The organism is Chryseobacterium sp. c4a (assembly GCF_009900745.1).
Taxonomy (GTDB): domain Bacteria; phylum Bacteroidota; class Bacteroidia; order Flavobacteriales; family Weeksellaceae; genus Chryseobacterium.
In genome coordinates, this window is the sequence record NZ_WXVU01000025.1 from 61,399 (window position 1) to 68,523 (window position 7,125).

Genomic DNA, 7,125 nt, shown 5'->3' on the forward strand with positions numbered 1-7,125 from the left:
AATCAGTTTTAGGATAAAATAGCTAAAGCCTTTTTTCTGTTATATATACTTCATTAAAGCAATAAAGCAGCACGATATAAAGGCTATATTAATTTTATACAGATCACAAATATATGAAATATTTTTTTCAGCCTAAGCTCACAATTCATTTAAATAATTCATATTTGTACTGCAAATAATATATCCTTGTTCTTTAAATTTTATAGGGGCAATATGTACCAATTAATATAATTTAACAGCCTTGTATTTGGATAAACAAAAAAAATAACCTTATTTTTATTTCAGCCAAAATTTGCAACACAGAATATTTTTAAATTAACTTGAAACAATCGCTGTAAAAAGTGGCATTATAAAATGTTTTTTGAAGAAAAAAGATTCTCTTTAGTATTGAAAAAACATTAAATTTGCCTCATTGATACTTATGGACAAAAAGACACAAAAAAAACCGACTGAATCGCCTGAAAAAGGCAGAATTTTATCTAAGCCACGTATATTTTTCGGGCTTACTTTTATACTGTTCTCCGCTGTTCTCGCTTTATCATTCATTTCTTATTTAATGAATTGGAAAGCAGATCAAAGTCAGGCAGGAACCATGCTTGATAAGAGTATAAAATCTTCAAACATTTTCGGTAAAGCCGGAGATTGGTTTGGAAACATTTTCATATTTGAAAGCATCGGTATAGCCTCATTTATTATAGCATTTCTATTTTTGGTTGTTGGAACCATGATTCTTAAAAAGAAAATATTTAAGCCATGGAAAACGATCGGACATTCTTTGTTCTTTATTTGCTGGCTTCCTATTTTCATGGGAGCACTTACTAAAGGACAAGGTGTACTTGGAGGAGTGTACGGATATCAAATCATGGATTATTTAAATGCCATTATTGGATCTGTAGGATTATGGACTGTATTGGCAGCCAGCATCCTTTTGTATTTCATTCTTGAATTTAACCTGCGCCCTAGTTCCATCAAGGCAAAACTGAATAAGATTAATGAAAATACTATTGGAAAAGTAAAATCGATGATGCCTGATTCTGATGAAGATTTTGAAGCAGATGAAGACCTGAAAGAAGAAATAGATGAAACTGAAATAGAAGAAGAAGTCACTCCTAAGGTTACAGTAAGTGATATTGCCAATTCTCCATCCTCTAATCCAATCAATAAGGTTAAAGCCCCTGAACCGGTAAGTATCCCAAAAGGATTCCCTGAAGTTCCGGCAACAAATAATATAGAAACGATCACAACGCCTAATCATACTTCATTTGATAATGAGTCTCAAGAAGTTTCTCAACCTGTTAACTTAAATCTTTCCACAAAACCAACGATTCCGGTTTCAAGCCCAGAAGAAGCTTTTGATATCAGACCATCTGTTCCTGTTTCTGCTCCCGCTCCTGTAGTTCCCGTAACGCCGGTAGCAGTAAAAGAAGACATCAAGTTTAACGTGGAAGTAGCGCCAGTAATTGATGTATTGGATGATGGGGATAAAAAATCTCAGGAACTGATAGAAAAGCACGGTTTGTATGATCACAAATTGGATCTTGCCAATTTCCAGATGCCTCCTGTGGAACTTCTGAAAGACTATGGTAACGAAGAAATTTCTATCAATAAAGAAGAATTAGAAGAAAATAAAAATAAGATTGTTGGGCTTCTGAAAAACTTCAACGTAGGAATTGCAGAGATCAAAGCAACCATCGGCCCAACAGTTACTTTATACGAAATTGTACCGGAAGCTGGAATTCGTGTTGCGGCCATTAAAAAACTACAGGATGATATCGCACTGAACCTTTCTGCTCTTGGAATTAGAATTATCGCTCCAATGCCAGGAAAAGGAACAATTGGTATTGAAGTACCAAGAAAAAATCCTACTATGGTTTCTATGCGTTCTGTAATTGCTTCTCATAAATTCCAGAATACGGATATGGATCTTCCGGTTGTTTTTGGAAAAACAATCTCCAACGAGATCTTTATGGCTGACCTGTCAAAAATGCCTCACTTATTGATGGCTGGAGCAACAGGACAAGGTAAGTCTGTTGGGATTAATGCTATCCTTACTTCCCTACTCTACAAGAAACACCCAAGCGAACTAAAATTCGTAATGGTTGACCCTAAAAAAGTAGAACTTTCTTTATATTCAAAAATTGAAAGACATTATCTGGCAAAATTACCGGATGCAGAAGAAGCTATCATCACAGATACCAATAAAGTAATCAATACCCTGAACTCTCTGTGTATTGAAATGGATACCCGATATGATCTTCTTAAAAACGCCTTCTGTAAAAACCTTAAAGAATACAACAAAAAGTTTGCAGAAAGAAAATTAAACCCTGAAAACGGTCACCGTTTCCTTCCTTATATTGTATTGGTAGTAGACGAGTTTGCAGACTTGATCATGACTGCAGGAAAAGAGGTTGAATTACCGATTGCCAGATTGGCACAGTTAGCAAGAGCCGTAGGGATTCACCTTATTGTTGCTACACAGAGACCTTCTGTGAACGTAATCACAGGTATGATTAAGGCCAACTTCCCTGCAAGAGCTGCCTTCAGAGTAATTTCAAGTGTAGATTCAAGAACGATCCTTGATTCTCCGGGAGCTGATCAGCTGATTGGTAAAGGAGATATGCTTTATTTCAACGGTAATGAAATTTTAAGACTTCAATGTGCCTTTGTAGATACACCGGAAGTAGAAAGACTTGCTGAATTTATTGGAGAACAGAAAGGATATTCATCAGCATTTATTCTGCCGGAATATGTTTCAGAAGATGCCAACAGTTCTGCTGTAGGTGCTTTTGATCCCAATGAAAAAGATGCATTATTTGAAGAAGCTGCAAGAATTATCGTTTCCACACAACAGGGATCTACTTCTATGCTTCAGAGACAATTGAAACTAGGATACAACAGAGCCGGAAGGATCATGGATCAGCTGGAAGCAAGTGGTATCGTAGGTGGATTCAATGGAGCTAAAGCAAGAGAAGTTATTATCAGTGATCTTCATTCTTTAGAACAATTCCTTGAAGATTTAAGGAACTAACTCATCATCAAAAGCATTATTGCTACAAATTAACCCCGGGATGTGTTCGCTTGAGCACATCCCGAAAAATATAAATAATATCCGATAACTATTATCATGAAAATTACAATTAAACAAACTATTAAATTAGGTCTTTTTGCATGTACACTAACATTATCTTCCTGCGCATTAAGATCGGTTCCCAGCGACTATACTTCTGTAAAACTAGATGTAATCGACAATAATACACTAGGAAATGGCAAAGTATTAATTTATAATGGAGCCGGAATTCTTCATCAAGTAGACAACACAGCAAGATTAAATATTATGCTTGACAACAAATCTTTGGGACAGATCAGGCCAAGAGAATATGTAATTGTTGACTTAGGAATAGGAAAACATGAGTTCACTGCTCTTCATATAGATATGGTAAACATGAGAAGTAAACATTTGGTGGATATCAATGAACATACTAAAGTTATAAAAATTGAACCAACCATTACATCGAACAAATTAACCATTACCAATATGCTTCCTGAAAACTTCGATAAGTATATTGAAAGACCGGAAACAAGATAATTGAGAAAAAGTATCCGTAATACTTCCAGTCTTGAAAAAGGGTCTTTTTGGAACAGTTTTTGGAAGAATAGCAGTAATACAGGGAAAAAGAGTTCTTGCTTTAACCTGAAAAGTTTAAAATTATCTAAAGATTATTAAATAAAAAAATGAAAAATATTATTTCAAAAGTTATAGTAGGAAGTTTTGTTGTAGGTGCAGTAGGCATGGCAAATGCTCAAAAGATAGATGCAAAAGCTAAAAAGATATTGGATGATATTACAGCCAACTATAATTCTAAAAAGAATTCTTACTTCAAATTTTCTTTTGGAAGCGGATTGAACGGACAGGTTAACAAAACAGAACCGGGAATTTATTATACAGCTGGAGACAAATACAAATTGAAGATCATGGATACAGAACAGATCTTCGACGGAAATAAAATCTACAATATCAATGCTGATGATATGGAAGTTACTATTGCAAAGCCTAACGGAAGCAGTGCTATGTTCTCCCCTATCAATTACCTTACTACCTACAGAAATGAATACAATGTAACGTATAACGGTAAGAAAACAGTCAATGGTGTAAATACAGACTTTATTAAACTTACTCCGGTAAAAGCAAACGGAATTCAATTTGTTTATCTTTTTGTAGACTCTGCAAAAAAACAGATGGTAAAACTAGAACAACACGGAAACAATAAAGATGTAGCTGTAATTGCCATTAAAGAGTACAAAGAGAACCAAGATCTGGATCCCAACATGTTTGTTTTTGACAAAAACAAGTTCAAAAACTACGTCATTACAGAACTTTAAAAGTTGAAAATCAAAATGGTAAATTCACCTTTTGATAAATTCAGTTCAGAAAAAAAATAACAAAATATAAAAGCCGCAAGTTTGCGGCTTTTTGATTAATTTTGGCGCATGTTAAAAATACTAGACAAATATATCATAAAAACCTTCTTTGGACCGTTTTTCTTTATATTCAGCGTATTGTTTTTCATTTTCATTGTAAACATTATCTGGGTTCAATTAGGACAGTTTATGGGAAAAGGATTAAGCTACTGGCAAATCCTGAAACTTCTTTTTTACCTTGGGGTAAACGTTATCAGTATGGTTCTTCCACTCACCATCCTTTTGGCGAGTATTATGTCATTCGGAGAATTTGGAGAACGTTATGAGCTGGCAGCGATGAAAGCCGCGGGGATTCCTCTTACCAGAGTAATGGCTCCATTATTTGGAATTACTACAATTCTTGCCATCATGCTGTTTTTCTTTTCCAACAACATTATTCCGGATTTCCAGAGAAAAGCCAAGAATATGCTTTTTAATATTGCCCAAACCAAACCGGCGATCAACTTTACTCCGGGTCAGTTTATCGATCAGATTCCTGGATATATGGTAAAATTTGACAAAATTTATGGAGAGAATGGTGAAAATATTGAAGGGGTATTTGTTCACAAAAAAGCCAACACATACGAAAATCAACAGTCTGTAGTCGCAGAAAAAGGGAAATTTGTTCCTGCAAGTAACAAGAATTTTCTAAAACTAATCCTTTATAATGGATATGTAGTTGAAGATAACTTTGCCGGAAAAGGTGAAGCAGCACGACTAAAGCAGCCTGATCAGGCGATTAAGTTCGATACCCTGGTTAATCACTTTGACATTAGTGAAATCATTAATAAAGCTATCGAAAAAGAGCAGATTACGGATGACTATCGATTTGAAACCTATAATCAGCTTAACAAGACTATCGCAACAAGCAAGAAGGAAAATGCATTGTTCTTTAAAAATATCGGAACAGATGTTTTAAACCAAACCAATACAGTGGTGGGCTATATGGATCAAGGGAATAAACCTAAAGTAGCTGCCAAAGCACAAGTAAAACTGGATACGGTAAAAAGTGATAAGAAGCTTGAGATGATTTACAGCTCTTACAATAGACTTGAAACTCTTAAATCGACACTGGAATCCAAAAAGAATGAGTTCAGTACCAATGTGAAGTACTTCAGCAAGGTTGTTATTTATCAGCAGAGGTACATCTCTTATTCGGTAACCTGTCTTATTTTCTTTCTGATTGGAGCAAGTTTAGGATCAATCATCAGAAAAGGAGGAATGGGACTTCCGGTAATTATTGCTATTGTTATTTTTATCATTTTCTATGTGATTAATGTTGGAGTAGAAAATATGTCATGGAGTGGAAAAATGAACCCTTATTTAGCGGCATGGCTTCCTAATTTCATTCTTCTCCCATTTGGAATATGGATGACCTACAAAGCACTCACCGATTCACAATTATTCGATGCAGAAAAGTACAAAGCACTGTTCAAACCTATTACTAAAAGATTCTCAAAGAGTAAAGAACATCAGAGATATCAGTAATTTCAATAAATAAAAAGACCCGGATAATCCGGGTCTTTTTATTTATTGAAAGATGGAAGCTAGGGACTCGAAGTTACTTATAGACGAATGATTAAAACAAGTATATAAAATCACTCAACCTTAGTTTTTTATTTCATTATTAAAAACATTCTTCTATTCAATTTCTATCTTATAAAACACACTCGGAATGAGTTATAAGCTACCATAAACTTCCATCTTCCCTACTTTTTATTTTTTTTCATCTCCAATCAATAAAAGTCTATATTTGCAAAAAAACTAAACGGTAATTACATGAAAAAAGTACTGGCTTTAAGCCTTTTTGCACTGGCTTCCTTTACTGCATACGCGCAGGAAGATAACAATACGGATTATGAACTAAGAAAAGATGAAAAATACGGTTATATCATCGACAAGAGTGGTAAAAAGATCGAAGGGATCGTAAGATTGAACGGAGATGCCATGTACCCTTGGAATAATCAGAAGAAAGTAAAATTTGCTCCCGTATCTGATATTGATAAATCGAAGAAAAAACAAAAGTTCAAAACATTGGATACTGATGACATCAAAGAATATGTTGCTATTGATGAAAACAATAATGAAAGACACTTTGAAAACATCAAATACACCAATACCAAGGAAGGTTTCAATACAGCAACAGGAGGTTTAAGCGGTAACATCAAAGCCTTTAATAATCTTACAAAAAATACACAGTTTGCTGAAATTGTAACAGACGGAAAAATTAAAGTATATAAACTATACGGCTACCCTACTACATTCTCTGCCGGAACCAGCCAGATGGCAGCTGCGGATGCAGAAACCAAAAGATTGAGAGAAGTACCTTCTTATCTTTATAACAAAAAAGGAGGTAAAGTAGAAGAACTTACCCTTGCTAAAGCTAAAATAATTATTGCAGATTGGGTAAACTTCCCTGTTTTTGAAGACTTACCTTTTTTCAAACAGTTAATAAATATAAAATCCCTTCTAATTGACTAAAGATTCTTTAGCATATAGCCAAGGACTAAGTCCATTTAAAGATGTGTGCGGATGATTACTGTTGTAATCGATTTGCCACTCATAAGCCATTGCATTTACCTCCATTATAGACCCGAATAGGTATGCATCCAAAACGTCTTCTCTGAATGTACGGTTTAAGCGTTCAATATATGCATTTTGGGCAGG

6 protein-coding genes are annotated in these 7,125 nt (G+C 34.7%); 5 read left to right on the forward strand and 1 reads right to left on the reverse strand.

Translation table 11 applies throughout. The annotated features are described in order from the left end of the window. Nucleotides 1–421 precede the first annotated feature (421 nt). The 5 genes from GTR01_RS23340 to GTR01_RS23360 all read left to right on the forward strand — a co-directional run bounded on the left by GTR01_RS23340 (nt 422) and on the right by GTR01_RS23360 (nt 6,939). Complete coding sequence (locus tag GTR01_RS23340) at nt 422–3,028, forward strand: FtsK/SpoIIIE family DNA translocase (protein ID WP_160140119.1); 2,607 nt, start codon at nt 422–424, stop codon at nt 3,026–3,028. A gap of 96 nt (nt 3,029–3,124) precedes the next feature. Then, nucleotides 3,125–3,586: a hypothetical protein gene (locus tag GTR01_RS23345; protein WP_160140120.1), complete on the forward strand. Its 462-nt coding sequence runs from the start codon at nt 3,125–3,127 to the stop codon at nt 3,584–3,586. A 146-nt stretch (nt 3,587–3,732) separates the two neighbouring features. Continuing rightward, nucleotides 3,733–4,380: a LolA family protein gene (locus tag GTR01_RS23350; protein ID WP_160140121.1), complete on the forward strand. Its 648-nt coding sequence runs from the start codon at nt 3,733–3,735 to the stop codon at nt 4,378–4,380. 108 nt (nt 4,381–4,488) lie between these two features. Next, nucleotides 4,489–5,946 carry an LptF/LptG family permease gene (locus GTR01_RS23355; protein WP_160140122.1) on the forward strand — a complete coding sequence of 486 codons (1,458 nt, stop codon included), beginning with the start codon at nt 4,489–4,491 and terminating at the stop codon, nt 5,944–5,946. A 291-nt stretch (nt 5,947–6,237) separates the two neighbouring features. After that, complete coding sequence (locus GTR01_RS23360) at nt 6,238–6,939, forward strand: hypothetical protein (protein ID WP_160140123.1); 702 nt, start codon at nt 6,238–6,240, stop codon at nt 6,937–6,939. On the opposite strand, the gene GTR01_RS23365 is transcribed toward GTR01_RS23360, so the two are convergent. After that, nucleotides 6,928–7,125 (reverse strand): integrase core domain-containing protein (locus GTR01_RS23365; RefSeq protein ID WP_160137461.1); only part of this gene is annotated, 198 nt, incomplete at its 5' end. The genes GTR01_RS23360 and GTR01_RS23365 overlap by 12 nt on opposite strands.

Excerpts from the sequence above, each read along its gene's own strand:
- GTR01_RS23340 (WP_160140119.1), top strand. The coding sequence starts at position 422 with ATGGACAAAAAGACACAAAAAAAACCGACTGAATCGCCTGAAAAAGGC.
- GTR01_RS23345 (WP_160140120.1), top strand. The coding sequence starts at position 3,125 with ATGAAAATTACAATTAAACAAACTATTAAATTAGGTCTTTTTGCATGT.
- GTR01_RS23350 (WP_160140121.1), top strand. The coding sequence starts at position 3,733 with ATGAAAAATATTATTTCAAAAGTTATAGTAGGAAGTTTTGTTGTAGGT.
- GTR01_RS23355 (WP_160140122.1), top strand. The coding sequence starts at position 4,489 with ATGTTAAAAATACTAGACAAATATATCATAAAAACCTTCTTTGGACCG.
- GTR01_RS23360 (WP_160140123.1), top strand. The coding sequence starts at position 6,238 with ATGAAAAAAGTACTGGCTTTAAGCCTTTTTGCACTGGCTTCCTTTACT.